The 26,560-nt window shown below is 60.5% G+C and carries 27 protein-coding genes; 7 read left to right on the top strand and 20 right to left on the bottom strand.

What is annotated here, in order from left to right; genetic code table 11:
• Positions 1 to 150: 150 nt before the first annotated feature.
• The 4 genes from pssA to BTE54_RS23340 all read right to left on the bottom strand — a co-directional run bounded on the left by pssA (position 151) and on the right by BTE54_RS23340 (position 5,907).
• On the bottom strand, positions 151 to 1,020 hold the full coding sequence (gene pssA, locus BTE54_RS23355) for a CDP-diacylglycerol--serine O-phosphatidyltransferase (protein WP_059753142.1): 870 nt from the start codon (positions 1,018 to 1,020) through the stop codon (positions 151 to 153).
• Positions 1,021 to 1,042: 22 nt separating this feature from the next.
• Positions 1,043 to 1,741 (bottom strand): phosphatidylserine decarboxylase, encoded by a 699-nt coding sequence (locus tag BTE54_RS23350; RefSeq protein WP_003520681.1) that lies wholly within the window; start codon positions 1,739 to 1,741, stop codon positions 1,043 to 1,045.
• Between the two features lie 162 nt (positions 1,742 to 1,903).
• Positions 1,904 to 3,790, bottom strand: coding sequence for an ABC transporter ATP-binding protein/permease (locus BTE54_RS23345; protein ID WP_078054108.1), 1,887 nt, complete (start codon positions 3,788 to 3,790; stop codon positions 1,904 to 1,906).
• 110 nt (positions 3,791 to 3,900) lie between these two features.
• On the bottom strand, positions 3,901 to 5,907 hold the full coding sequence (locus tag BTE54_RS23340; protein WP_078054107.1) for a LysM peptidoglycan-binding domain-containing protein: 2,007 nt from the start codon (positions 5,905 to 5,907) through the stop codon (positions 3,901 to 3,903).
• Between the two features lie 156 nt (positions 5,908 to 6,063).
• On the opposite strand from BTE54_RS23340, the gene BTE54_RS23335 reads away from it, so the two are divergent.
• Complete coding sequence (locus BTE54_RS23335) at positions 6,064 to 6,684, top strand: TIGR00730 family Rossman fold protein (RefSeq protein WP_078054106.1); 621 nt, start codon at positions 6,064 to 6,066, stop codon at positions 6,682 to 6,684.
• An 82-nt stretch (positions 6,685 to 6,766) separates the two neighbouring features.
• Here BTE54_RS23335 and rarD read toward each other — a convergent pair whose 3' ends face one another.
• Complete coding sequence (gene rarD / locus BTE54_RS23330) at positions 6,767 to 7,675, bottom strand: EamA family transporter RarD (RefSeq protein ID WP_035237103.1); 909 nt, start codon at positions 7,673 to 7,675, stop codon at positions 6,767 to 6,769.
• A 237-nt stretch (positions 7,676 to 7,912) separates the two neighbouring features.
• Between rarD and BTE54_RS23325 the strand changes: the two genes are divergently transcribed.
• On the top strand, positions 7,913 to 8,167 hold the full coding sequence (locus tag BTE54_RS23325; RefSeq protein ID WP_065654109.1) for a hypothetical protein: 255 nt from the start codon (positions 7,913 to 7,915) through the stop codon (positions 8,165 to 8,167).
• Here BTE54_RS23325 and BTE54_RS23320 read toward each other — a convergent pair.
• From BTE54_RS23320 to alr, 14 genes are all read right to left on the bottom strand, one after another.
• Positions 8,148 to 9,236 carry a LuxR C-terminal-related transcriptional regulator gene (locus tag BTE54_RS23320; protein ID WP_065654108.1) on the bottom strand — a complete coding sequence of 363 codons (1,089 nt, stop codon included), beginning with the start codon at positions 9,234 to 9,236 and terminating at the stop codon, positions 8,148 to 8,150. The genes BTE54_RS23325 and BTE54_RS23320 overlap by 20 nt on opposite strands.
• Positions 9,237 to 9,331: 95 nt before the next feature.
• Positions 9,332 to 10,288, bottom strand: a complete 957-nt coding sequence (gene pip, locus BTE54_RS23315; protein WP_078054105.1) for a prolyl aminopeptidase — start codon at positions 10,286 to 10,288, stop codon at positions 9,332 to 9,334.
• Entirely contained in the window at positions 10,285 to 10,770 is a 486-nt protein-coding gene (locus tag BTE54_RS23310) for a GFA family protein (protein ID WP_078054104.1), read from the bottom strand. Before BTE54_RS23310 ends, pip begins: the two co-directional genes overlap by 4 nt.
• Positions 10,767 to 11,231 (bottom strand): GFA family protein, encoded by a 465-nt coding sequence (locus tag BTE54_RS23305; RefSeq protein WP_078054103.1) that lies wholly within the window; start codon positions 11,229 to 11,231, stop codon positions 10,767 to 10,769. The genes BTE54_RS23310 and BTE54_RS23305 overlap by 4 nt, the downstream gene beginning before the upstream one ends.
• On the bottom strand, positions 11,231 to 11,704 hold the full coding sequence (locus BTE54_RS23300) for a GFA family protein (protein WP_003520697.1): 474 nt from the start codon (positions 11,702 to 11,704) through the stop codon (positions 11,231 to 11,233). The genes BTE54_RS23305 and BTE54_RS23300 overlap by 1 nt, the downstream gene beginning before the upstream one ends.
• A complete protein-coding gene (locus tag BTE54_RS23295; RefSeq protein ID WP_078054102.1) occupies positions 11,701 to 12,069 on the bottom strand; it encodes an endonuclease domain-containing protein in 369 nt (122 codons plus the stop codon). Before BTE54_RS23295 ends, BTE54_RS23300 begins: the two co-directional genes overlap by 4 nt.
• A 257-nt stretch (positions 12,070 to 12,326) precedes the next feature.
• Positions 12,327 to 13,712, bottom strand: a complete 1,386-nt coding sequence (gene cysS, locus BTE54_RS23290; RefSeq protein WP_078054101.1) for a cysteine--tRNA ligase — start codon at positions 13,710 to 13,712, stop codon at positions 12,327 to 12,329.
• 217 nt (positions 13,713 to 13,929) lie between these two features.
• Positions 13,930 to 14,688, bottom strand: a complete 759-nt coding sequence (locus BTE54_RS23285) for an SDR family NAD(P)-dependent oxidoreductase (RefSeq protein WP_078054100.1) — start codon at positions 14,686 to 14,688, stop codon at positions 13,930 to 13,932.
• Positions 14,689 to 14,833: 145 nt separating this feature from the next.
• Positions 14,834 to 16,342: an amidophosphoribosyltransferase gene (purF, locus tag BTE54_RS23280; RefSeq protein ID WP_003520704.1), complete on the bottom strand. Its 1,509-nt coding sequence runs from the start codon at positions 16,340 to 16,342 to the stop codon at positions 14,834 to 14,836.
• A gap of 139 nt (positions 16,343 to 16,481) precedes the next feature.
• Positions 16,482 to 17,069 carry a CvpA family protein gene (locus BTE54_RS23275; RefSeq protein WP_035261832.1) on the bottom strand — a complete coding sequence of 196 codons (588 nt, stop codon included), beginning with the start codon at positions 17,067 to 17,069 and terminating at the stop codon, positions 16,482 to 16,484.
• 89 nt (positions 17,070 to 17,158) lie between these two features.
• A complete protein-coding gene (gene radA, locus BTE54_RS23270) occupies positions 17,159 to 18,565 on the bottom strand; it encodes a DNA repair protein RadA (protein ID WP_065654100.1) in 1,407 nt (468 codons plus the stop codon).
• A 6-nt stretch (positions 18,566 to 18,571) separates the two neighbouring features.
• A complete protein-coding gene (locus BTE54_RS23265; protein ID WP_078054099.1) occupies positions 18,572 to 18,862 on the bottom strand; it encodes a type II toxin-antitoxin system RelE/ParE family toxin in 291 nt (96 codons plus the stop codon).
• Entirely contained in the window at positions 18,819 to 19,130 is a 312-nt protein-coding gene (locus tag BTE54_RS23260) for a type II toxin-antitoxin system ParD family antitoxin (RefSeq protein WP_065654098.1), read from the bottom strand. The genes BTE54_RS23265 and BTE54_RS23260 overlap by 44 nt, the downstream gene beginning before the upstream one ends.
• Before the next feature lie 65 nt (positions 19,131 to 19,195).
• Positions 19,196 to 20,371 (bottom strand): alanine racemase, encoded by a 1,176-nt coding sequence (gene alr, locus BTE54_RS23255; RefSeq protein WP_078054098.1) that lies wholly within the window; start codon positions 20,369 to 20,371, stop codon positions 19,196 to 19,198.
• 86 nt (positions 20,372 to 20,457) lie between these two features.
• Here alr and BTE54_RS23250 point away from each other — a divergent pair, with 86 nt between their 5' ends.
• The 3 genes from BTE54_RS23250 to BTE54_RS23240 all read left to right on the top strand — a co-directional run bounded on the left by BTE54_RS23250 (position 20,458) and on the right by BTE54_RS23240 (position 22,454).
• Positions 20,458 to 21,315, top strand: coding sequence for an AraC family transcriptional regulator (locus tag BTE54_RS23250; RefSeq protein ID WP_198939215.1), 858 nt, complete (start codon positions 20,458 to 20,460; stop codon positions 21,313 to 21,315).
• 135 nt (positions 21,316 to 21,450) lie between these two features.
• Positions 21,451 to 22,155: an AzlC family ABC transporter permease gene (locus BTE54_RS23245; protein ID WP_065654095.1), complete on the top strand. Its 705-nt coding sequence runs from the start codon at positions 21,451 to 21,453 to the stop codon at positions 22,153 to 22,155.
• Positions 22,152 to 22,454 carry an AzlD family protein gene (locus BTE54_RS23240; protein WP_065654094.1) on the top strand — a complete coding sequence of 101 codons (303 nt, stop codon included), beginning with the start codon at positions 22,152 to 22,154 and terminating at the stop codon, positions 22,452 to 22,454. Before BTE54_RS23245 ends, BTE54_RS23240 begins: the two co-directional genes overlap by 4 nt.
• Positions 22,455 to 22,553: 99 nt before the next feature.
• Here BTE54_RS23240 and BTE54_RS23235 read toward each other — a convergent pair whose 3' ends face one another.
• Positions 22,554 to 24,050 carry a replicative DNA helicase gene (locus BTE54_RS23235; RefSeq protein WP_003520716.1) on the bottom strand — a complete coding sequence of 499 codons (1,497 nt, stop codon included), beginning with the start codon at positions 24,048 to 24,050 and terminating at the stop codon, positions 22,554 to 22,556.
• A gap of 312 nt (positions 24,051 to 24,362) precedes the next feature.
• Here BTE54_RS23235 and BTE54_RS23230 point away from each other — a divergent pair, with 312 nt between their 5' ends.
• Positions 24,363 to 24,818 carry a MarR family transcriptional regulator gene (locus tag BTE54_RS23230; RefSeq protein ID WP_065654093.1) on the top strand — a complete coding sequence of 152 codons (456 nt, stop codon included), beginning with the start codon at positions 24,363 to 24,365 and terminating at the stop codon, positions 24,816 to 24,818.
• The gene (locus BTE54_RS23225; protein WP_185740812.1) at positions 24,815 to 26,560 is read left to right on the top strand and encodes an MFS transporter; all 1,746 of its coding nucleotides are present in this window, start codon (positions 24,815 to 24,817) and stop codon (positions 26,558 to 26,560) included. The genes BTE54_RS23230 and BTE54_RS23225 overlap by 4 nt, the downstream gene beginning before the upstream one ends.

The following is a 26,560-nucleotide window of genomic DNA, read 5'->3' as shown; positions in this document are numbered from 1 at the left end:
CCAATCGCCGTTGCGATGCGTGTGAGCCACTTCTTTCGCGGCTAATCTTGACGGATTCGAGGCGAAGAAAAACGAAGCCGGCTTTTCAGGCTGCGACATTTTGCGTCACATCCTGCGCCGGCTTGTGCGAGAAAAAATAAACCTGCGGTTTTAAATACCGCGATCGAGGCCGTTGCCGCCATTGGCATCGTCATGCCCGTCTTCCTCGATGGTCAGCGTGCCGTAGCGGCGATGCCAGAGGCGGGCGCTGATGGGAATGAAGACGAGATAGGCGGCAACCGTCAGAACCAGTACTTCCCAGGTGAAGCTCATGAGCATCGCTACATAAAGCACGACGACGAGGATCATCGGCAGCACCAGATCGCGGCGAATGCGGCTGGTGCCGGATTTGCCCGACCAGACCGGCAGGCGGCTGATGAGGAGGTAACCGATCAGCACGGTATAGGCGGCGGCGACATAGGCGAAGGGCTTGTCCGGCTCGACGCCGAGGAAGCCGAGATAAACCGGCAGCAGCACCAGCATGGCGCCCATCGGGGCGGGAACGCCCACGAAGAACTCATTCTGCCAGGGCGCCTTCACCGGCCGCTCGATCATGACGTTGAAGCGCGCAAGACGCAGGCCGGCGGCAATGACGTAAATGAGGGCGGCGATCCAGCCGATAGAGCGTGCCTGATCGAGAAGGTAGGCATAGACCACCAGCGCAGGGGCGACACCGAAATTGACGATATCGGCCAGAGAATCCATCTGCTCGCCGAATTTGGACGTCGCTTTCATCATGCGGGCGATGCGCCCGTCTATGCCGTCGAGGAAGGCGGCCAGCAGCACCATGCCGACGGCCAGCTCGAACCGCCCCTCGATGGCGAGACGCACGCCGCTCAGCCCCGCACAGATGGCCAGAACGGTGATGAGATTGGGAACGACGAGGCGAAAGGGAATTTCCCTCAGCCGCGGTCCACGGCCGCTATCGCTGCGGCCCTCGGGTTTGCCGTTCTGTTGCGGCTCGGCGATCGGCGTTTCCATGCGCATGCCCTTCCTGTTTCCGTCAGCCGCGGCGGCTGACGACCGGACCCTTGGCGGAGCCGAATTCGGCGAGCACGGTTTCACCGGCAATCGCCGTCTGGCCGACCGATACACGCGGCTCGAAACCTGCGGGAAGGAAGATATCGAGGCGCGAACCGAAACGGATAAGACCGAAACGCTCACCGGCATCGACTGGTTCATTCGGCTTTACCCAGCAGACGATGCGGCGTGCAACCATGCCGGCGATCTGCACCACGCCGACCTTGCCGTGCGATGTCTCGATGACGAGGCCGTTGCGCTCATTGTCTTCGGAAGCCTTGTCCACTTCGGCATTGAGGAAGAGGCCGGGACGGTAGGCGACATTGACGATACGGCCGCGTACCGGCGAACGGTTCACATGGCAGTTGAACACGTTCATGAACACCGAGATGCGCACCAGCGGCTCCTTGCCGAGTTCCAGCTCCAGCGGCGGAACGACGCTCTGCACGGCGGAAACCTTGCCATCGGCCGGGCTGATGATGAGGTCGTCATCCTGCGGCGTGACGCGCTCGGGATCGCGGAAGAAATAGGCGCACCAGGCCGTCAGCACCAGACCGACCCAGAACAGCGGTTCGGCGATCCAGCCGAGCACCAGCGATGCGACGAAGAAGGCCGCCACAAAGACATAACCTTCCTTGTGGATCGGTACGATGGTGTTGCGAATGGTGTCGAACAGATTCATGAGATTCCTTGCTCCGGTTTCCGTCTGTCGCGTCTATATGGTCGCGATACGACACGATCCAAACGGCAATGCGACAAATTTTGCCTAGCTGGTTACAGCCAAAAAGGCCGCCCGGCAATGGTGGGGTGCGCCCGTTGGCCCTGTTACCCCGGGGTACAGCCATCAATGGGCGGGTTCCCCGCGGTCGATGACACCCAGATCGTCGGTTTCACGCACATGGCGCAGCATTTCCTCCGCGCGGATCGCCTCGCGCTGGCGGCTCCACATCGAGGCGTAGAGGCCGTTCTGCCTCATCAGAGAGCTGTGCGTGCCGCGTTCGGCGATCTGCCCGTCCTTCAATACGATGATCTCATCCGCGCCGATGACGGTGGAAAGGCGGTGGGCGATAACCAGCGTCGTGCGGTTCTTCGAGACGATGTCGAGCGCGCTCTGGATTTCCTGTTCCGTATGCGTATCAAGCGCCGAAGTCGCCTCGTCGAGAATGAGGATCGGCGGCGCCTTGAGGATCGTGCGGGCAATCGCCACGCGCTGTTTTTCCCCGCCGGAAAGCTTCAGGCCGCGTTCGCCGACCATGGTGGCATAACCCTCCGGCAGCTTGCCGATGAAGGCGCTGATCTGCGCCGCATCCGCGGCCGCCCTCAGTTCCTCGTCGGTGGCTGAGGGACGGCCATAACGGATGTTGTAGGCGAGCGTGTCGTTAAAAAGCACCGTGTCCTGCGGCACCATGCCGATCACCGAGCGCAGGCTCTTCTGCGTCACATCGCGAATATCCTGCCCGTCGACGGTGACGGAGCCTTCCTGAATATCGTAGAAACGATAAAGCAGCCGCGAGATCGTCGATTTTCCCGCACCCGAAGGGCCGACGATGGCCACCGTCTTGCCGGCCGGCACGTCGAAGGAAACGCCCTTTAGGATCGGTCTTTCGGGGTCATAGGCGAAATGCACGTCGCGGAAGGAAATCGCGCCGGGTCCGGCTGCGAGCGGTTTCGCATCCGGCCTGTCGGTGACTTCCGCCTCCACCTCCAGAAGATCGAACATCTGTTCGATGTCGGTCAGGCCCTGGCGGATTTCGCGATAGACGAAACCGATGAAATTGAGCGGCACAGAAAGCTGCAACAACAGCGCATTGACGAAGACGAAATCGCCGATGGTCTGTTCGCCGCGCTGCACGGCAAGCGCCGACATTACCATCATGACGGTGGAGCCGATGCCGAAGATCACGCCCTGGCCGAAGTTCAGCCAGCCGAGCGAGGTCCAGATCGAGATCGCCGATTTTTCGTAACGCTCCATGGCGACGTCGAAACGCCGCGCCTCCATCTCCTCATTGCCGAAATATTTGACGGTTTCGAAATTCAGAAGCGAGTCGATCGCCTTGGTATTGGCGTCTGTGTCGCTGTCGTTCATGGCGCGGCGAATGCCGATACGCCAGTTGCTGGCCCGCACGGTGAACCAGATATAGGCCCAGACCGTGATGACCGTGACGAGCACATAGGAAAAACCGTAGGAGGCCCAGAAAATGATCGCCGTCAGCAGGAATTCGATAAAGGTCGGCGCGGTGTTGAGAATGGTAAAGCGGACAATGGTTTCGATGCCCTTGGTGCCACGCTCGATGACCCGCGACAGTCCGCCGGTCTTGCGCTCCAGATGGAACCGCAAAGAAAGCCGGTGCATGTGCACGAAGGTCCTGTAAGCGAGCTGACGCACCGCATGCTGGCCGACGCTGGCGAAAAGCGAATCGCGCAGCTGGTTGAGCCCGACCTGGATCAGCCGCGTCAGATTATAGGCGATAACCAGCGCGACGGCGCCGAGCAGGAAGGCGGGAACAAGCCCGGCCATATCCAGCCGGCCGTTCAGCGCATCGGTCGCCCATTTGAAGAAATAGGGAACGGAGATCAGCACCAGCTTGGCGACGACCAGGTACACGGTGGCCCAGATCACCCGCATCTTCAGGTCCCACCGCCCTTCCGGCCACATATAGGGCCAGAGATTGATCAGCGTCTGGGTGGGATTGCTGGAATCCGCCGAAATGGTTTTTTTCTTCGTGGCCATCATTCGCTCCGGTCACTGCCGGAAGCCGACAGCAGGGCGGCGGCTTTGGTCAAGCCGCCGCGCGTGTCACAGATAGGGTCGTTGCGGGTTCACCGCAACGCTCCAAATGCTCAGGAGCCGCTCTTCAGCCGCTTGCGGTGAAGTTCTTCCGCATTCGGCAGCGCCTCTTTCGGCACGCCGAAAATCTGGCCGGGCTCGATCAGATCGGGGTTTTTGATCTGATCTTCGTTGGCAAGGTAGATCGTGGTGTAACGCACGCCCTGACCATAAACGCGACGGGAAATCTGCCACAGCGTATCGCCACGGCGGATGATGACGCTGTTCTGGCTCTCGGCTAGCGGCGCCTGCTCGAAGGTCTGCGTGCCGGCGGGCGCCTGTGGCGCGGGAGCAGCAGGTGCCGTGATGTGGAGTTCGGCAAGGCGGCTTGCTAGCGAGGCAATACCCTTGCCGATTGCCGCCACATCGTTCGGCCATGCTTCAACCGATGTCAGCAACTGACGCGCTTTGGCGGTAATATCGCCCGCAAAAGCGGTGAAGGCGGGTTCGGTCGCGGCTGCGGTGCGGAATTCCGAAAGCGACTTGAGACCGATGACGACGGCGGAGCGGCCGGCAATGGCCTGATCGAGCGCCGGCGTAGGCTGATCCTTGTAAAGATTGGAAAGAATGCCGAAGGCCTTGGCGACATCGGTGCGCAGCTTTTCGAAAGCGGCGCGGTCGCTTGCCGTGCTCTGGTTTTCGGCCGGCGCTGCGGTCGCGGTCGCTGACGACGAAGCGGACGGCGTCTGCATGGCGACGGTTGCCTGGTCGGTCTGCGGCCGCTCGAAGGGAACGCGCACACGCACCTTCGCGGTGCCGTCGGCATTCAGTTCCTCGACGGTGATGATATGGCTGCCGACGCTAAGATCGACATCACCTTCGACGACGAAATGGCCGGAGGCTTCCGTGATGCTCTTGCCGATTTCCCTGTCATCGACCAGCGCACGCACCGTTGAACCGGCAGGTGCGGAGCCCGCGACGAAAATCTTCGATCCCTCGAACTCGACGGCAGTGACCTGGACGCTCGACGTCAGCGGGGCCGCAGCGGACGGGGCCGCAGTACCGGCGAGCGGTGCGGGAGCGGTGTTGGCGCTGGGCTGAGGTGTTGCCGCGGGCTGTTGCGACGGCGCGGCTTGCGGCTGAAGCGCCGGCGGAGCCGCCTCCGGCATGGCCAGCACGCGGCTTGCCTTGCCGGGCTTGGAAACCATGGCCAGAAGCTCTCCCGCCTTGCCGTCAGGCACGGAAACCGTGGCCACTTCTTCGGATTGCGTCGCCTTGCCGCTGGCATCGGTCGAACGCAGCACCAGCTCGTGATCGCCCGGGGGAAGCGGATTGTCGAAAACGGCGGCGAAATCGCCGGTGCCGTCGATGGTCGTCTGGGCGACCACCTTGCCGTTGCTCAAGATTTCGAGCTTTGCGCCGGGCTGTGCCTTGCCGGCAATCACGGCCGAACCGTCCGGCTCGACACGCAGCACGTCGAAAGTCGGCGTGGCGGCAGACGATTGTGCCGCATCGGCGGGTGCTGCGGCCGGCTTTGCCGGTTCGGGCGCGCCATCGTCGGTGCCGGCGAAAACGCCTGCCAGACGGCGCACCTGTGCTGCCGCCGCCGCCGCATTGTCGGGCAGGCCGCGCAGGAACGCCGTGGTGCGTTCGGCGGCCGTGCGGGCGGTGGTGATGAGGCGCGACGTCGTTTCGTCCAGCGACTCTGGAATTTCGATATTCGTCAGTTCCTTGAGCGAGGTCTCGACCTTCTTGCGCGCCGCCGCGAAATCGGCGTCGGAGGGAACCTTGCTATCGGCGAAAAGCGTCGTCAGATCCTTGATCGACTGGGTAGCGGAAGCCGCCCGCCGCCCGACCTTGTCGGCGATATTGGCGGTTTCCTCGGCCGCGTCGGAGAGAATGTCGCCCGCCTTGTCTGCGCCCATTTCAACGCTGTTCTTCACGGCGTTGCCGGCCTCGTTGATGGCGTCGCCGATCGGTTTGCCGTCGTTTGAAATCCGCGGCAGGACGAAAAAGATCATGAGCAGGGACGCAACGCCCAGCACGATCAGCGCCAGCAAACCGGCCTTATTGTTTTTCATCCTGGAATCTCCGGGTATTTCAAGCTTTTCACACGAGTTGAGATTGCTAGCGTCTTACCTTGCGCCAGACAAGCGGCGAGTGGCCAAAAGGCCATATTTGCAAGGGATTTCCCAAATTTTCTTGACGTGCCGCATCGCACATAGTTCCTTCCCTTCATGACGGACAAAAATACAGCGATTCGATCCATCTGCGTTTATTGCGGCTCCCAGCCCGGACGTGATCCGGCCCATATGGAAGCGGGCCGCGCGCTTGGGAAATCCATTGCCGAAAACGGCATTCGCCTCGTCTATGGCGGCGGCACCAAGGGCATCATGGGCGCAGTTGCCAGCGGCGTTCTTTCCAATGGCGGCGAAGTGACCGGCATCATACCGGAATTTCTGGTCGATATGGAGGCGACGCGCCATTCTCTCGGACAATTGAACGAGCTTGTCATCACCAAGGACATGCATGAGCGCAAACATATGATGTTCGAGCGCTCCGATGCCTTCGTGACATTGCCGGGCGGTGTCGGCACGCTGGAGGAGATCGTCGAGATCATGACCTGGGCGCAGCTCGGCCGCCATGCCAAGCCGATGGTCTTCGCCAATATCAACGGTTTCTGGAACCCGATGCTGGAACTGGTGCAGCACATGCGCGACCAGGGTTTTATCCACCGCGCGCATCTTCTCAACCCGCTCGTCATCGACGAGGTGAAGGATATCGTGCCCGCCATCATCGACCGGGCGCTGGCGCAGCAGAAGCCGGAAGGCGATCCTTCGGTGATTTCCCGTCTTTAACGACGATGCGAATCCGCGATTGCTGGCGAATTATTGAGATCCCTTTTCCCAATGAGGGGAGAGGTGACCACGATAACGCAGCCTACCGCTTGAGCCGCAGCAGGCTGGAGCCGGTATAGATCGCCAGCGCCACCCAGATCATCGCAAAGGCGGCCATGCGCACCATGTCGAACGGCTCCTTGAAGACGAAGATGGCGATGAGGAAGATCATCGTCGGCGCGATATATTGCATGATGCCAATGGTCGACAGCCGCAGCAGTTTCGCGCCATTGCCATAGAGGATGAGCGGCACGGCCGTGATGAGCCCGCTTGTCGCCAGAAGCCAGGTATCGGCGGAATTGCCGCCCATGAAATGCGCCTGTCCGTTGAAGGCAAGCCAGATCATCACCAGCACGGCGGGGATGGACAGAAGCATGACTTCCAGCAGGAAGCCCTGCGTCGCGCCAATCGGCAAAGTCTTGCGGAAAAAGGCGTAAAAACCCCAGGACACGGTGAGCGCGATGGACACCCAGGGCAGGCTGCCCGCATGCCAGGTGAGGATGGCCACCGCCAGCGCCACGAGGCCGATGGCGGCGATCTGCGCCGGATAGAGCTTTTCCTTGAGGAGAACCGCACCGAGGAAAATACTGAACAGCGGATTGATGAAGTAGCCAAGCGCGGCATCGAGCGCGCGGCCTGCGCCGATCGCCCAGATATAGACGCCCCAGTTGATGCTGATGAGGATGGCCGTCAGGCTGGCCATTGCCAGCATCTTGGGGGTTCTGAGCGCGGTTCTGATTTCCGCCGTGCGTCCGAGCGCAATCAGCACGACCGCCGCAATCGGCACCGACCAGACGACGCGATGGACGATGACCTCGATCGGCGAAATATGCGCAACCGCCTTCATGTAAAAGGGAAGAAACCCCCAGAGCAGATAAGCGGAAAGCGCGAAAGCAAAACCGCGCGCGCTGTCGCCGCCCTCCTGGGCCGGGAGCGATTTGTCGAGTGCCATGGGGAGTACCGCCAATTGTTCGGATAGCGTTTTATAACGGATCGCCACAGTGGCGGCCAATTCATTTCCGTGAAGGGTTCATGAGAAAAACTGCATGGAACAGGTGCGTGCCTGTTCTTCCGCTGTCATCGGGGCGACCCCACATATTTCTTTATCCTGTGTCCCCCGAATTGGGGAGGAATGCGCCGCCCTGTTATGCGACTTGTGCCGTCATTGCAGGATGGAAAGATAAAACTCATGGGCGAGTTCGATATTGCCGCAAAAGTTTTCGGCGTTGCCGGTTATGTACTCGTCGCGGCGTTTTTTGCTTGTCAGACGCTGAGGGAACAGCTACGCCGAAGCGGAAAAGTGACTTTGGCCGGACTGCTGGGTTTTATCCTGTGTCTCCTGTGGCCGCTGGCCGTTCTTCTCGTGCTCGCCGCCATCCATTGCCGGTCTTTTGGAACGGCGCGTTCCGGCAGAAGCAGGTCCGTCATTGTTCGATGGTTCTGATGCTCGCAATAGCGGCTATGAAATCCGCCTGACGAGACATTCCCGTTTTTGACAGGATCGCTTTCACATGCGATCTGACGGTTTCCCTGCCGACGGAAAGATGGTCGGCCACGGCGGCGACATCGCTTCCCGTCGCCAGTTCGCGCGCCACCTTCGCCTCGGCTGGCGTCAGATCGAACAGGCCCCTGATGATGTCGGCGGAAGGCAGGCGCTGGCGGTCGACAGGCGTAATGATCATGAACAACGCCGCATTGGTGAAAATATCGCGCGCGCCGCCTTCCACGGGCACGACATGGACGACGGCCGCAGGATGATCCTCCACCCTAGGCAAGGGAAGCGATCCGCTTGCACCGCTGTGAGCGACCCGGCTTCGTTCGAGCAACCGGGCTAAAAAACTGTTGGCAGGGGCATGCTGGAACCGAATTCGGTCGAAAGCCGCTGTCACTATACGCGGTGACATCCGTTCCAGCAGGTCGTTGACGGCAAGCGCCACGCCATCGGCCCGAAGAACGGCGGCGGGAAGACCGGCGATCTGCAAGGCCTCGGTTGCGGCCCGGACGCGCTCGAATTCCAGTCTGCTGGACATCATCGCCGCCCGCGCGAGATGCGGCCGAAGGCTGTCCAGATAGAGGATGGCGGAAGTGGTGACAGGCCCTGTCGCCGCTTTTTTCTCCACCGCGAAAATCATGCGGTCGCCGCTGGGGGCGGTAATGAAGGTGGATGTTCCGAAGCCATAACCGAGCGGCTGCATCACCTGCGTAAAGATTGGCTGGGAATTGTAGTCTTCGGCGGTGAAATAATCCGCCTCGTTGATGAAACCCTCGTGCTCGATGGTCAGCAGCCTGGCAGCGCGCGAATTGCGGCCGAGCCAGCCCTCGTTCACCATTTTCTGAGTGAGGTCGGCAAGCGAGTCCGAAGCGAGGGACCGCGCAGCCGTTTTGCCGGTGTTGAAGAGCGCTGTGCCATGGCCACCGGCGCCGTTCGCCATGACATCCAGCACCTCTCGCCACCGTTCCGGCACGAAGGCTGCTTCGTAAATCAGGTCGAGCGTCTTGAGGATGTCGTTCACAAAATGCCCCCTAATGCGTCATTCGTTCCAGCCGCAAACCAGCGATTGCACGATCTTTGCCAAGATCTGGTAAACCGAAGGGCAGGTGCAGCGGATTATTTTTCCGCAAAGCCGTCGTTGGCGCGGATCAGTTGGTCAAGAATGCCTGGCTCGCTCATCGCGTGTCCGGCCGCCTCGATGATGTGGAAATCCGCCTTCGGCCAGGCCTTGGCCAGCTGCCAGGCATATTTCAGCGGGCAGGGCATGTCATAACGCCCATGCACGATGACGCCGGGAATATCTTTCAGTTTGCCGGCGTCGCGCAGCAATTGCCCTTCCTCCAGCCAGCCGCCATTGACGAAGAAGTGGTTTTCGATGCGGGCGAAAGCGATGGCGTATTTATCCTCGCCAAAATCCTCGACCCGGTCGGGATCGCTGACGAGCGAGATGGTCGCCCCTTCCCACTGGCTCCATGCCTTGGCGCATTCGAGTTTCTTTGCCTCGTCGGTGCCGGTGAGATAGCGGTTATAGGCCTGCATCATCTCGCCGCGTTCGGCTTGCGGGATGGGCGCGATGAATTTTTCCCACCGATCCGGATACATTTCGGAAACGCCGAACTGGTAGTACCAGTCCAGTTCCGGTCTGGTAACGGTGTAGATGCCGCGCAAAACCAGTTCGCTGACGCGGTTCGGATGGGTCTCGGCATAGGCGAGCGCCAGCGTCGAGCCCCAGGAACCGCCGAAAACCAGCCATTTTTCGAAGCCGCAGAGTTCGCGCAGCCTTTCGATATCGGCAACGAGATGCCATGTGGTGTTGGCTTCAAGTTCGGCATGCGGCGTGGAGCGGCCGCAGCCGCGCTGATCGAACAGGATGACGTCGTAAAGGGCGGGATCGAAAACGCGGCGATGCGTGGGGTTCACCCCGCCGCCGGGGCCGCCATGCAGGAAAACCGCCGGTTTTCCACCGCGCGTGCCCACCCGTTCCCAATAAATCGTGTGGCCGTCCCCGACATCGAACATGCCGGTCTCGAAGGGTTCGATCTCGGGGTAAAGGCCGCGCAATTCTTCGGTCATGGGTCATCGTCCTTCGCTGGCCATTCGGCCGTATCATGGTCCGGGTGCTGGTAATTTTTCACCCGAGGGGGAGGGCTATCCGTTGCAGGTTCCGGCTCGACCGGCAAGCCATCGAGTGAGCTGAACCAGTGCATTTTACCGGCGAGATTGGATTGCGCCTCGGGCCTCACCCGCTGGGGTTCGTCCAGCGAACCGAGGGTGATGTTGATGTAATCGGCGCCCGGCATGTCATAGAATAGCGGCGTGCCGCATCTGCCGCAGAAACCGCGACGCACGTGATCGGAAGACTGGAACCACGCTGCTTCGCCACGGGTCATTTCAAATTGCGTAAGCGCAGCTGCGGCAAGCGGCATGAAATAATTGCCCGATGCCTTCTGGCACATGCGGCAATGGCACAGATGCGGATAACGAAGACCGCCTTCTATCCGATAACGCACTGCGCCGCACTGGCATCCGCCGCTGAAACCCTCGGCCCCGCTCATGCGCGCTCGTCTTCCGGCGGCCAGACCTGCGTGTCGTGATCCGGGTGCTGATAGGAGGTGATCTCCGCCTCGTCCACGCCCTGTTCCACGGCCGGTTTGCCGAACAGCTGCTCGATCCAGGGCATGCGCTTGTGGAAATTGACCTGCACCTGCGGCTCGATCCGCTCGGGCTCATCGAAAGCGCCGATGGCGATCTCCACGCCGCCGGGATAATGATAGGTCAACGGCGTGCCGCATTTGTTGCAAAAACCGCGATGGATTTTTCCCGAAGATCGGAAGAGGGACGGCTGGCCGCGTGTCCAGGTCAAATGAGCCTGATCGGCGCTGACCAGCGCGCCGAAAAAATTGCCGAAATGTTTCTGGCACATGCGGCAATGGCAGATGGAGGCCCGGCCGAGCTTGCCCGCATGGAAACGCACGGCGCCGCACTGGCAACCGCCGGAAAATCCCGCTTCGCTCATCATCTGTTCTCCGGTGGCCAATTTTCGGTGTCGTGGTCGGGGTGCTGGTAGGAAACGAGATCGGCGAGGTAATCCACCTGCGTCAGGTCGTCCTCTGTGGCAACCGCAGGCAGCGTGTGAAGCGTGTCGACGAAATCGATCTTGCGTTCCACGCCCCACTGAATGGTCGGCGGCAACGCGGCGGGATCGTCAAAGGCCCCGGCCGCCACCGCCACACCGTCAGGCGCTTCATAAGTCAGCGGAGTTCCGCATTCAGGGCAGAAACCGCGCTTGACGACGCTGGAGGACTGGAAGCGTTTCGGCTCTCCCCGCGTCCATTCGAATTCCACGCCGCGCACCGAAACCAGCGGCGCGTAATAGGCCCCGAAAGCCTTCTGGCACATGCGGCAATGGCATATGGAACTGTCTTTCAGTTCACCGGAGGCGCGAAAACGGATCGCGCCGCACTGGCATCCGCCGGTATATGTCGTCATGGTCGGTCCTCCTTCACCGTTCGGATAATGTGGAGACAGACATTGTCGATGTCTCTGAGGATATCCTCGTTCCAGAAACGGAGGACTGTCCAGCCGTCTTCCTGAAGCCGCGCAGTTCTTGCCTGATCGTAGCGCAGTGCCGCTTCAGATGTGTGTTGAGAACCGTCTACCTCAACAATCAGACGATGATCCGAACAGGCGAAATCAACGATAAAGCCGGCAATCGGCATTTGTCTGCGAAAACTTAGTCTTTCAAGGCGATGAGCGCGAATGGCATTCCAGAGCTTCAGCTCGGCATCCGTCATGACTTTACGCATCTGCTTCGCATATTGGCGATGCATCGGATCTACGTCTGCATGCGGCATGATTTGGCTCGCTGTTTAGTGCCTCAACTTAGATTGGTTGAGGTAACTCAAAACCGCAAGCGGATTGTGGTGACCGTCGGCCCCCCTCTGCCCTGCCGGGCATCTCCCCCACAGGTGGGGAGATCAATCGCGGTGACCGCTCGCCCAACTCTGACGCTGCGGATGGAGCGGGGAGTGTGCTTCTAGCCGATCTCCCCACCTGTGGGGGAGATGCCCGGCAGGGCAGAGGGGGGTAAACCGCAAGCCGCAGCAGCAAATTACCGCTTCAACTCCCACGTCGTCGTCCGTTCCCCGGTCTCCTTGTCCTTCCCATCCTTCAGCTGAATACCCTTCTCGGAAAGCTCGTCACGCAAACGATCCGCTTCCGCAAAGTTCTTCGCCTTCAACATTTCCAGACGCAATTCCACCAGCGCATCGACGGCCGAAACGATGGCCTCGTCCATTTCCGCCTTCTTCGGCAGCACACCGAGCAGGGCAGCACTGGCCGCAAAGGCAGGCAGCCTGGATGGATCGGTGTTGGCAGCATGCGCCAGCGCATGCAGCGCCTGCACGGCGGCAACCGTGTTGAGATCGTCGGCAAGCGCTTCGAGCACGGTTTCATCCGGTGCAGCATTGGAGGCTTCCGCTGCTGGCCATTTGGCGAGCAGGCGTTCGGCCTCTTCCAGACGCTTCACCGAAAAATCGATTGGCTCGCGATAATGCGTCATCAGCATGGCAAGGCGCAGAACCTCGCCGGGCCATTTCCGGCCGCCGAATTTCTCCCTGTGCAGCAATTCGTAGATCGTCACGAAGTTGCCTTCGGACTTCGACATCTTGCGGCCTTCCACCTGCACGAAGCCGTTATGCATCCACACATTGGCCATGACATGCGTGCCGTTGGCGCAGCGCGATTGGGCGATTTCGTTCTCATGGTGCGGGAAGATGAGGTCGAGCCCGCCGCCATGAATATCGAAGACCTCGCCGAGGTAGCGACCGGCCATGGCCGAGCATTCGATATGCCAGCCCGGACGGCCACGGCCCCAGGGGCTTTCCCAGCCGGGCTCATTATCCGAGGACAGCTTCCACAGCACGAAATCGCCGGGGGTTTTCTTGTGGGCTTCCACCGCCACGCGCGCGCCGGCTTGCTGCTCGTCCAGCGGCCGCTTGGAAAGCTGGCCATAATCCGCCATCGAGCGGGTATCGAACAGCACCTCTCCGCCAGCCGTATAGGCATGGCCGCGGGCGATCAGCTTCTCGATGAGGTCGATCATTTCCGCGATGTAGTCGGTGGCGCGCGGTTCGACGGTCGGCGGAAGGCAGCCGAGCGTGGCCACATCCTCATGGAACTGGTCGGCGGTCTTTTTTGTCACCGCGTGGATGGCGTCGTTCAGCGGCAGATGCGGATAGTCGCGCAACGCCCGCGCGTTGATCTTGTCATCAAGATCGGTGATGTTGCGGGCATAGGTCACATGGTCTTCGCCAAAGACGTGGCGCAGCAGCCGGTAGAGAACATCGAAAACGATGACCGGGCGCGCATTGCCGATATGGGCAAAATCATAGACCGTCGGGCCGCAGACATACATGCGCACATTGTCAGCGTCGATCGGTGCAAATTCCGCTTTTTCGCGTGTGAGTGTATTGTGAAATTTCAGGCGCAAGGACATGCGGCAGTTCCCTAAAGGCAGAATATTATCCTGGCCGGAACGTTTATCTTTCTTGACCTTGCGGGAGACGAAAACGATCTGGCCGGTGGCGAACCAGCAAAAAAAATCTCAGCAGGAGGTGCAGATCATCGTTCTCATATCTTGCTTTATGGCGCGGCGGTGCGGCCCGGTCAAGAGCAACCGTGGCGGCCATATCGCCGCTCCGAGCGGAAAATATTCACTCTGGCTGACGGTAATCCACGAATTTTCCTTCGCGCACGACGAAGAGTTTACCGGTCTCTTTGAGATCGGGCGAGGCGAGCGGAAGAATGGCTGCGGCCACCTCAGATGGATGCGGCACGGTGGCCGGGTCTTCGCCGGGCATGGCCTGCGCGCGCATCGCCGTGCGCGTGGCGCCTGGATTGATGCTGTTGACGCGAAGCGCGCTCTTCTGCGTTTCCGCCGCCCAGGTGCGGGCCAGCGCTTCGACTGCCGCCTTGGAGGTGGAATAGACGCCCCAGAAGGGGCGACAGCTATGGGCGGCGCCCGAAGACAGGATCAGCGCGCGGCCGGCATCCGACTTCAGAAGCAGCGGCTCGACCGAGCGGATCAGCCGCCAGGTGGCGGTGACGTTGATGTTCATGACCCTTTCGAAGACTTTCGCCTCGATATGGCCAACCGGCGAGATGACGCCGAGAACGCCGGCATTGGCGACGAGAATATCGAGCTTGCCCCAGCGCTCGAAGATATTCGCGCCCAGCGCATCGATGGCTTTCATGTCGGAGAGATCGAAGGGAACCAGCGTCGCCGTGCCGCCGACGGCCTTTATGGCGTCGTCCAACTCCTCAAGGCCGCCCACCGTGCGGGCGCAGGCGATGACATGCGCGCCGGCCTTGGCCAGCTCCAGCGCCGTGAAATAGCCGATGCCGCGCGATGCGCCGGTAACGAGAGCGATGCGGCCCTTGAGATCGATAGTCCCCTTCAGATCGGTAGTCATTGTCTCCCCCGAATTGATTGCGCTTCCTTCTACGAAGCGCCGCTGGCTTTCCGCAAGCGATCATATCGTCGCATGCGAGGGCCTTAACAAAAGGCAAGAAAAAAGCGGCCACCGGAAGCCCGATTGCCGCTTTGTGTGAGGCGTATCAGCCGTTGCTGGCCAGCATGGAAATCTTGCTGCCCATCGCCTCGCCGTTCTGGTCGAGAAGGCGGGTCGGGTAATCGCCGGTGAAATAATGGTCCGTGAACTGCGGACGGGCGGGGTTGCGGTTTTCGCCGCCAACGGCGCGGTAAAGTCCGTCGATGGACAGGAAGGCCAGTGAATCGGCGCCGATATATTTCGCCATCGCCTCGACATCGGCATATTGGTTGGCGAGCAGCTTGTCTGCGTCCGGCGTGTCGATGCCGTAGAAATCCGGATGGAAGATCATCGGGCTGGCAACGCGGATATGAACTTCCTTGGCGCCCGCCTCGCGGATCATCTGCACGATCTTCACCGAGGTCGTGCCGCGCACGATGGAATCATCCACCAGCACCACGCGCTTGCCTTCGATCATCGCCCGGTTGGCGGAATGCTTGAGCTTGACGCCGAAAGCGCGGATCTGCTGCGTCGGCTCGATGAAGGTACGGCCGACATAATGGTTGCGGATGATGCCGTATTCGAAAGGAATACCGCTTTCCTGCGCAAAACCGAGTGCTGCCGGCGTGCCGCCATCGGGAACCGGGACCACCACATCGGCTTCCAGCGGCGCTTCCTTGGCAAGGTTCATGCCCATGTTCTTGCGCGTCGTATAGACGTTGCGGCCGCCGACGACGGAATCGGGGCGGGCGAAATAGACATATTCGAACAGGCAGAGACGCTCAGGCTGCGGCTTCGAAGGCTTGCGCGCATCGATGGTGATCGAACCGTCCGGCTGGATTTCGCAGATGATGACTTCGCCGTTCTCCACGTCACGAACGAACTTCGCGCCAATGATATCGAGAGCGCAGGTTTCCGAGCAGAAGATCGGCTTGCCATCCAGCTCGCCCATGACCAGCGGGCGGATGCCGATCGGGTCACGCGCGGCGATCAGCTTGGTGCGCGTCATCGCCAGCATCGAATAACCGCCTTCCATCTGGCGGATGGCGTCGATGAAACGATCGGCGGTGGAGGAGTGGCGCGAGCGGGCGATGAGGTGAAGGACGACTTCGGTATCCGACGTCGACTGACAGATGGCGCCGGTGGCGATGATCTGGCGGCGAAGCGTCAGGCCGTTGGTGAAATTGCCGTTATGGGCAATGGAAATGCCGCCTTCTTCCAGTTCGGCAAATAGCGGCTGCACGTTGCGCATCGCAACTTCGCCCGTCGTCGAATAACGGGTGTGGCCAATGGCGATGGAGCCGGGCAGGCGGGCAAGGGTTGCCGGATCGGTATAATGATCGCCGACGAGGCCCATATGGCGTTCCTGATGGAAGCGCTTGCCATCGAAGGAGACGATGCCGGCTGCTTCCTGGCCACGATGCTGAAGCGCATGCAGGCCGAGAGCGGTTAGCGCCGAGGCGTCGGCATGGCCGAGAATGCCGAACACGCCGCATTCTTCATGCAGCGTGTCGCCATCGATCTCTTCCTTGAAAGTGGCCCCAGGGAACGGGGAATGCGAAAGCGGCTCAATCATCCGGCTTGCCCTTGCTCTCTACCGAGAAAAAAAGAAAGACCTCTCCGGTGAGTATTTCCCCCGGTCGGTCCGTCTGTGTCGTGCTTGATATTTAGCACAAATAGCGCGCCTTGCATGCATTGCAAGGCGCGACACTGTGTCAATTATTCGTTGCCGGCGGATTTGTTGCCGGCACATCTTCCGCAGGCGCCTGAGTGGCTGCCGGCTCCTGTGGTTTTCCGAGGATGCGGGCGCGGATCTGCGGTTCGATATCGTCAGGCAGAACCGCCTCCAGCTTGCCCACCAGCCCGTCGAGGAAGGGCTTGGACTTCGCCTGCGTCACCCATTCCGGCTGCGTCTTCACATCCACCAGCCAGTTCCAGAAGGCGACTGCGACGACAAGCAGCAGAATGCCGCGCGCCGCGCCGAACAGGAAACCGAGCGTGCGATCCAAAGCGCCGATGCGGCTGTCGATGATGAAATCGGCAATGCGCGAGGTGATGAAGGAAATCACGATCAGCGAGACGAGGAAGACCACGCCCGCCGAACCGGCAATGGCGATCTTGTCGTCATCGGTATAGTTGCGCGCATAGGGCAGCAGGACCGGATAGAGATAATAGGCAGCGGCGACCGAACCGCCCCAGCTCGCAATCGACAGAATCTCGCGTGAAAAACCGCGCACCATTGCAAGAAGGGCGGAGAAAAGAACAACGGCGATGACGATGCCGTCGAAAATTGTAATGGGCATATACCAACTCCGGAGGTGCGACGCCTTGTCAGACGCTGCCTTGCCAATTTTGCGATCCTCTTACACCACTGTTTCCCTTGGCGAAAGGATCAATATTCGTCGTCCTCAACCTGTTTGAACCGGTTGCCGGAGCCGGCGATGCGGGCCACGAGGTCCGGAAGGCTTTCGATTTCCGTCCAGCGTCCCTTGCCGCCTTTCGGCAATTCAGCCGAAGCAGAAGGCAGAAGTGCGGCGGAAAAGCCAAGTTTTTCAGCTTCTTTCAATCGCTGGCCCGTATGCGAAACCGGCCGAACCGCGCCCGACAGGCTGATTTCGCCGAAATAAACACAATCGGCGGGCAGGGCAAGACCGGCAAGCGATGAAACCAGCGCCGAGGCAATCGCCATATCGGCGGCCGGTTCGGAAATGCGGTAGCCGCCGGCGACATTCAGATAGACATCATGCTGGCCGAGCTTCACGCCGCAATGGGCCTCTAGCACAGCCAGAATCATGGCAAGCCGTGAACTGTCCCAGCCGACCACGGCGCGACGCGGCGTACCCAGCGAAGTGGCAGCGACTAGTGCCTGCACCTCGACAAGCACGGGCCGCGTGCCCTCGATGCCGGCAAAAACCGCAGCACCCGGCGACTTTTCGTTGCGTTCGCCGAGAAACAGTTCGGAGGGGTTGGAGACTTCCCGGAGGCCGCGATCCGACATTTCGAACACACCGATTTCATCGGTCGGCCCGAAGCGATTCTTGACGGTGCGCAGGATGCGATGATGATGTCCGCGGTCGCCTTCGAAATAAAGCACGGCATCGACCATGTGCTCGACCACGCGTGGGCCGGCGATCTGGCCTTCCTTGGTCACATGGCCGACGAGCACCATGGTCGCGCCGGTCTGCTTGGCGAAACGGATCATCGCCTGCACGCCGGTGCGCACCTGCGTCACCGTGCCGGGGGCGGAATCGGCCGTATCGCTCCAAAGCGTCTGAATGGAATCGATGATGACGAGATCAGGCCGCTTGCCTTCGGAAATCGTCGCCAGAATATCCTCGACATTTGTTTCCGCCGCCAGCAGCACATCGGTTTCCGCAGCCCCGAGACGCTGCGCGCGCAGACGCACCTGTGCCACCGCCTCTTCGCCCGAGACATAGATGATGCGGTGTCCGCGCCGCGAAAGAGCCGCTGCGGCCTGCATCAGCAACGTCGATTTGCCGATACCCGGATCGCCGCCGATCAGAACCGCCGAACCGCGCACGAAACCGCCGCCGGTCGCCCGGTCGAGTTCGCTGATGCCGGTCGGAATGCGCGGCGCTTCCTCGATCTCGCCGGAAAGCGAGGTGAGGGTGACAGCCCGACCCTTCTTGGGTGTCTTGCCCGGCCCGGAGCCGATGCCACCCATCGGATCCTCTTCGACGATGGTGTTCCACTCGCCGCAGCCTTCGCATTTTCCCGCCCAGCGGGTGTGAACCGTGCCGCAGTTCTGGCACACAAATTGGGTCTTGGCTTTGGCCATGTTATGTCAGTTTGCTTCTTGTTTGAAATGGTCGGCGGAAATGTCTTGGTGGCCGTGAAGCACGCGCAGCACATACATTTTATTATCATCGACAATGAAATAGATGCATCGCTCACGATAAGGGAAGGCCCGCAAATTCGGCGCGAAACTTCGAGGTACGCCCGTTATCCCATATCGCGCCAGCGAGATCATTTTGCCGTTGATGTCGTCTAGAAAGCGTCTGGCAGCAACGGGATTGAATTGGGCAATGTAATTATGATCGGCCAGAAGATCGTTCAGCGCCTGTGCGGTGACCACTAGACGCCTTCGCTTCATTCTGCTCCTCCGCCAGCTTCATAATGTGTGCAGTAAAATCATCTGCACTGGAGAACTCCATAACCCGTCCAGCCTCCACATCATCAAGCCCTTCCTGAATCAGTCGTTGAAGCTCTACAAGCTTGCCTTCCTTGCTGCCCAGCAAACGCAGACCCGCTGAGACGACCGAATCCGCGTCCTTAAAGACGCCCGCCGCCACCTGCTCCTCGATGAACTTCTCGTCCTGCTCGCTCAAATGGATTTCGGGCATTTCGATCTCCTTTTGTTCTCTTCTAGCACAGGTCGCCGCAGCTTTCCAAGGGCTAAAGGCGCGGCTCAGTCGTCGGCCATCAGATATTGCCGCTCGTAACGCAGGCCAAGTCCCGTCAGCATCTCGTAACCGATGGTGCCGGCCGCCCGCGCGGTCTCGTCGACCGGCACGTTCGGGCCGAAAAGCTCGATATAGTCGCCGGCACGGATGGCATTGGCCGGAACATCCGTCACGTCGAAGATGGTGAGGTCCATGGTCACGCGGCCGGCGACCGGAATCCTGTGGCCGTTGACGACGCCATAGGCGCCGCCATGGCCCATTTCGCGCAGCGGAATGCCGGAACCGGAAAGCGAACGCTGATATCCATCCGCATAACCGACGGAAGCGATGGCAAGGCGGCTTGCGCGCTTCAGCAGAAAGGTGCCGCCATAACTCACGGTCTGGCCTTCGCCCGCTTCGCGAATCTGAATGATCCGCGCTTCGGCTGTGGCGACGGGACGCATCGGGTTCGCCATGCCGTCGACCGCTTCGCCGCCATAAAGGGCGATGCCGGGGCGGGTAAGGTCGAAATGATACTCCGAGCCGAGGAAGATACCGGCGGAAGCCGAGAGGCTTGATTCGATGCCTTCGAAAGCGGCGCTAACCTTTCGGAATGATTCGAGTTGGACCCTGTTCATCGGCGATGAGGGCGTGTCGGCGCAGGCGAGATGCGACAGCACCAGAACCGGGTCGAAACTCGCCGGCCGTGTCACGTCGTCGGCCAGAAACAGCGCGTCGTCGAGCGGCAGCCCGAGCCGGTTGAAGCCGGTATCCACATGCAGCGCGCAGGGGTGATCGCCCCGCTCCGCAACCGTCGCCATCCAGAAGGAGAGCTGTTCTTCGGAGGCGAGAACCGGCACGAGATCGTTGTCGAAGACCTGCCGTTCCTGCCCCTGCCATATGCCTGACAGCACGAAGATGCGCGCTTCCGGGGCATAGGAACGCAGGGTCGCGCCCTCTGCCACCGTCGCCACGAAGAAATCGCGCGCACCGGCGTGGTAAAGCGTCGCTCCGCAATCCTCGATACCGAGACCGTAGGCATCGGCCTTGACCACCGCCGCCGTCCGCGCCCTGCCGGAACGCTTCTTCATGTCCCGCCAATTATCGGCGAGCGCGCCGAGATCGACGGTCAGCCTCAGCGGTGCGTGCTCGAAAATGTCGGTTTCGTTTTCGGGAAAGCTGTCTTCGAAGTCGTCTGTCATGCCATGCGTCCGGTTGATCTTGAACCGGTTTGGACCCTAGCACTTTTGTTCAAGACGGTAAGGATGGAATGTTTTAAACTCACGCTATGCACAATGTTTCGCAGGAACAGGCCATAGATGTCATGCCGATTGCGACGACGGAGACCACCCGTTTCTGGCGCGACAGGCGTTTTGGCGGCATGGAGTGCCTGAGCGCGACTTTTCTGACGCATGAATATTCGCCGCATGCGCATGATACCTTCTCGATCGGCGCGATCGAAAGCGGTTCGCAGATTTCCACCATTCAGGGCACCACCGAACAGACGGGGCCGGGGCATCTTTATCTCATCAACCCGGATGAGGTTCACGATGGCGCACCGGGCGGCGGCGGTTATCGCTATCGGATGATCTATCCCGATATCGGCTTGCTGCGCGATATTATCGAGGATGTGACGGGCAGGGCCTTTCACGGCACGCCCTCCTTTCCGAGATTTTTGCCCCGCGATCCGAAGATGGCGGCGGCTTTCCAGATGGCGCATCGGCGGCTGGAGGAGAAATCCGGCGCTCTGGAGGCGGATGAGGGCATGTTCTCGGTTCTCGCCGCCCTGTTCGGCAGGCACGGCAGCGCCATTATCCTGCCCGTCGAAACACGCGAGAAAACGGCGGTTTATACCGCCCGCGATTATCTTTCCGACAATTACGAGACCGATATCGGCCTAGAGGAACTGGCCTCCATCGCCGGTCTCAGCCGTGCGCACCTCATTCGCGCTTTCAGGAAAGAGTTTCACATTACCCCCCATGCCTATTTGACGGATGTGCGCATCCGCAGGGCGCGCCGGCTTCTGCGCGCCGGCGAGATGCCGGCCGAGGTGGCGGCGATGTGCGGTTTTGCCGACCAGGCGCATTTCACCCGACATTTCAAGGCCCGCACCGGTGTCACACCGGGGCAGTTTCGGGTAGCCTGAGTTCAAACCCCGCATTTCCGTTCGGAAATGCGACAAAAAAAGCGGCGCTTCAGCAGAAAACCGCCTGACATCACTTTCGTTCAAGACCGAACAATGTCGCAAGCGTAATCCCTCTCTTTCGAAAGGGAGAATGCGATGTCGATATCGGGAAAAGGCACGGAATTCAGCGCGGGATTGCGGGCAGCCGCGCCGTTGCTGGTCGCCATGGTGCCCATCGGCGTGGTGTTCGGTGCGGTCGCCATCGGCAAGGGTCTGTCACCGCTCGAAGCCTCGCTAATGTCGCTGCTGGTCTTTGCCGGCGGTTCGCAATTCGTGGCGATGGATCTATGGACGCATCCGGCAAGCTGGAGCGCACTCGGCTTTGCGGCGCTGCTGGTCAATCTGCGCCATGTGCTGATGAGCGCCTCTATAGCCGGCAAGCTGGATGATTTCAGGGGCTGGCGCAAATATGCCGCCATGCTGGTGCTGACGGATGAATCCTGGGCATTGTCGGAATTCCGTGTCATTGCCGGCCGGTTGACGGCGGGTTTCTTCACTGGTGCAGCGCTCTCCATCTATCTCGTCTGGAACCTCGCAACCCTTGCCGGCGCGCTGCTCGGTGCGGTGGTGGGGGACATGTCGGTCATCGGTCTGGATTTCGCCTTTCCCGCCGTCTTCATCGTGCTGCTCATGGGGTTCTGGAAGGGCAGGGAAACCGGCTTCGTGCTTCTGGCAAGCGCCGCTGCCGCCTGTCTCACCCACGCGCTGGTTCCCGGCGCCTGGTATATCGCCGCCGGCGCGCTGGCGGGTCTGGCCGTCGCCGCCTTCGGCCACGAGGAACAGGCGGAGCAGCCAGCATGACACTCGATCCGAATACGCTGCTGACAATCCTTGCCATGATGGCGTCAACCGTCGCCACGCGCCTTGGCGGCCTGTTGCTGGTCACTCATTTTACACTGACACCACGCCTGAAAAAGGCGCTCGGCGTGGTGCCGCCCGCCGTCCTGATGGCCGTGGTGACACCGACGGCGCTCGCCAGCGGGCCGGCGGAAACCATCGCCTGCGCAATCACCGCCATCGCGGCGCTGCGCCTCAGCCTTCTGCCGGCCGCAACGCTCGGTGTTGCCGCCGTGGCGCTGCTGCGCGGAATCGGATTGTAAAAAAATCCTGCCAAAGTCCTGAAAAGATTCCGGACTCTGCGTTCGAAATGCAACGGGCGCAGCGAGGGCAAAAATACATCACCCTCGCTGTGCTCCAGATCAATGTTCTTCGTACTGGCTGAAGCTCGGATCGGCCAGATCCGTAAAGCGGGTAAATTCGGACTGGAAGGCGAGCTTCACCGTGCCGGTCGGTCCGTGACGCTGCTTGGCGATGATGACGTCGGCCGTGCCTTTGACCTTGTCAAACAGCGCTTCCCATTCGGCATATTTGGGATCGGAAATATCGCGCGGCTCCATGTTCTTGACGTAATATTCCTCGCGGAACACGAAAAGCACCACGTCGGCGTCCTGCTCGATGGAGCCGGATTCACGAAGGTCGGAAAGCTGCGGGCGTTTGTCTTCGCGGCTTTCCACCGCACGGGAGAGCTGTGAAAGCGCGATGATCGGAACGTTGAGTTCCTTGCCGAGCGCTTTCAGACCCGTGGTGATCTGGGTGATTTCCTGCACACGGTTTTCGCCGCTCTTGCCGGAGCCGGTCATCAGCTGAACGTAGTCGACCACCAGAACATCGAGGCCGCGCTGGCGCTTCAGGCGGCGGGCGCGGGCGGAAAGCTGGGCAATCGAGATACCACCGGTCTGGTCGATGTAAAGCGGCACCTTCTGCATCATCTGGGAGCAGGCGACAAGCTTTTCGAAGTCAGCCTCGGTAATGTCACCGCGGCGGATTTTCGAGGAGGAGACTTCGGTCTGCTCGGAAATGATACGGGTGGCGAGCTGTTCGGACGACATTTCGAGCGAGTAGAAGCCGACGACGCCGCCGTTCTTCGCCTTGTACGACCCGTCCGGCTGCACTTCCTGCTCGTAAGATGCGGCGATATTGTAGGCGATGTTGGTCGCAAGCGAGGTCTTGCCCATACCCGGACGACCGGCAAGCACGATAAGGTCGGAACGCTGCAACCCGCCCATGCGGGCGTCGAGCGAATGAATGCCGGTGGAAATGCCGGAGAGATTGCCGTCGCGTTCGAAGGCGGCGCCCGCCATGTCGATCGCCAGCGCCACGGCGTCGTTGAAGGACTGGAAACCGCCATCGTAACGGCCGGTTTCCGCCAGCTCGAACAGGCGGCGTTCGGTGTCTTCGATCTGCGCCTGCGGCGGCATGTCGAGCGGCGCGTCATAGGCGATGTTGACGACATCCTCGCCGATCTGGATCAGCGCGCGGCGCAGCGCCAGATCATAGATCGCGCGGCCGTAATCTTCCGCATTGATGATGGAGACGGCTTCCGCCGCAAGGCGCGCGAGGTACTGCGCCACCGTCAGATCGCCGATCTTGTCGTCGGCGGGCAGGAAGGTCTTGATCGTCACCGGATTGGCGGTCTTGCCCATGCGGATGATATCGCCCGCCACCTCGAAAATCTTGCGGTGCAGCGGTTCGTAAAGGTGCACGGGCTTCAGAAAGTCCGACACGCGGTAATAGGCGTCGTTATTGACGAGGATGGCGCCGAGCAGCGCCTGTTCGGCCTCGATGTTGTTCGGCGCTTCGCGGTAATGCGGTTCCGCCGGTTGCGCGGGGGTGATCTTTCTCACAGCGTCGTTCATGGTTTGCGCGATCTCCCTTTGCCTTTGTCCTTGAACCTCGGGTTTGGCTTTCTGGGGCATGGCAGTCAATGATAATGTTGCAACACTCTATGGCAGGCTGACGTCCGCTCTGCGAAGCTCGATCACTTCTTCAGTTGTCCCCAGCAATCCACAGGCGGGTTGGGGACAAGGCGCCGGATCCTGCCGGCAAGGTGATTCGCTGCCATGAGTTTATCGCATGGCAGACCCGGCGTGAAAGAAACTTGAAAATCGTCAGTCTTACGAATAAATAGGCAGAAAATAAGTAGTGTGCTAATTATAAGGCTTGCTGACATGTCCCGCGAGACCGACAAGGAACAGCTTCTGGATGAAGTCTCCGCTTTTACCCGCAAACTGCGCGCGTTTTTCGATGCGCGGGTGGGGGAGAGCGGGCTGACGCTTGCACGGGCGCGAGCGCTTTTTGCACTCTCGCGTCGTGGACCGCTGACGCAGACCGAGCTTGCCGAGGAAATGGAAATCGAAACGCCGACGCTGGTGCGGGTGCTCGATGGCATGGAGAAACAGAACCTCATCGAACGCCGTTCCGATGAGAACGACCGCCGCGCTAAACGCATCCACATGACGGCGGAAGGGGAGAAAACCTCCGAGACGGTGCAGGCGATGGCGAAGTCGCTGCGCTCCGAGATTGCCGCCGATATTTCTTCGCAGGAACTGGCCATGGCGCTCGATGTCATGCGCCGGCTTTCGGCCAATCTGCAACATCTGGCGGCGGGGAGGGCGCAGTCGTGAGTACCCCGGTGCCACAAACCGCAGATGAGGCCGCTGCCCGAAATGCTGAGGCGGTCTCCAAACCCGCCGACCTTCCGGAAGAGGCTGTGACGCCGATGAGTGCTTCGGGCGCGGCTGAAACAGTGACAGAGCCTGCCGCCGCCGCACCTCAGCCGGCCGAGCGGCCGCTATGGCTGCGGCTGTGTTTCATCTTCGCGGGCCTGTCGTTCTTCATTACCCAGGGTCTGGGCATGAACCTCGTCATGGCCAATATCTACCAGTTGCAGGGCGAGTTTTCCGCCACCGTGGCCGAGGTCGCCTGGCTCTCCGCCGCCTATATGGCGCCCTATGCCACCTTTTCCATCGCGCTGTTTAAGGTCCGGGCGCAATATGGCCTGCGGCCTTTCGCCGAAGTTTCGATTATCGTGTTTGTCGTCGCTTCCTGTCTCAACCTGTTCGTGACAGACCTGCATTCGGCAATCGTTATCCGTTTTGTCAGTGGCATGGCCGCCGCACCGATCTCGTCGCTCGGCTTTCTCTATATTCTGGAGGCCTTTCCGCCTGCGCGGAAATTCTCGCTCGGTTTCAGCATAGCGCTGACCGGCACGTTGCTGTCGGCGCCGCTCGCGCGCATCGTCTCGCCATCCCTCTTGGAAATCGACGGCTGGAATGCGCTCTATTCCATGGAAGTGGGATTCGCGCTGATCGCTTTCGCCATGATCTATGTGCTGAAAGTCACGCCGCCGCCGCGCGCGAAAGTTATCGAGCGCATGGATATTCTGAGCTATCTTCTGTTTGCAGGTGGTCTCGGCTGTCTGGCGGTCATGCTCACGCTCGGCCGGTTCTACTGGTGGTTCGAAACCTGGTGGCTGGGCGTCCTTCTGGCAACGTCGATCACACTTCTGACCCTCATGGCTTTCATCGAATTGCCGCGCAAGAACCCGCTGCTCGACCTGCGCTGGATTTTCTCGAAAACCAACCTGCACATTATTGCGGTCCTGCTCGTCTACCGCGCGGTTTCCTCCGAGCAATCGTCAACGGCGGTCAGCTTTTACCAGCAGCTCGGCCTGTTGAACGAACAGACGACGACACTTTACGCACTTGTGCTGTTGGCGACCGTTCTCGGCGGTGCGGCCTGTGCGTGGCTGATGCTCACGAAATACGTCGATACCGCCCACGTGATTGCGCTGGCGCTGATCGCCGCCGGTTCGTTCATGGATAGCCAGTCCAACAATCTGACGAGGCCGGGTGAGATGTATCTCAGCCAGATGATGATTGCCTTTGGCGCGGCCATGTTCCTGCCGCCCGTCATGGCAAAGGGTTTTGCCGCCGCACTGGCCCGGGGTGCGCCCTATCTGGTGAATTTCATCACCATCTTCCTGTTTACCCAGATCACCGGATCGATGCTGATGACCGGCCTGCTCGGCAGTTTCGTGACGCTGCGGGAGAAATTCCACTCCAATATTCTGGTGGAAAATATCCTGCTCACCAATCCGATGGTCGCCCAGCGCGTCTCGCAGCTTTCCGGCGCTTACAGCCATGTCATCACCGATCCGGCATTGCTGAAGGCCGAGGGGCTGTCGCTGCTTGGCCAGCAGGTCAGCAAGGAGGCCTATGTGCTTGCCTATAATGATACGTTCCTGCTGATCTCCGTCGTCTCTGCGCTGGCGCTGGCCGCGCTTTTGATCCACCTTGCATGGCTGCGCATCCGTCCTTTCCTTTTCCGGGAAGAAATCGATGCCGCACCGGCACCACAGTCTTGA

The sequence above is a fragment of the Agrobacterium sp. YIC 4121 genome (assembly GCF_002008205.1).
Taxonomy (GTDB): Bacteria; Pseudomonadota; Alphaproteobacteria; order Rhizobiales; family Rhizobiaceae; genus Agrobacterium; species Agrobacterium leguminum.
This window is presented reverse-complemented; position numbering and strand designations above follow the sequence as displayed.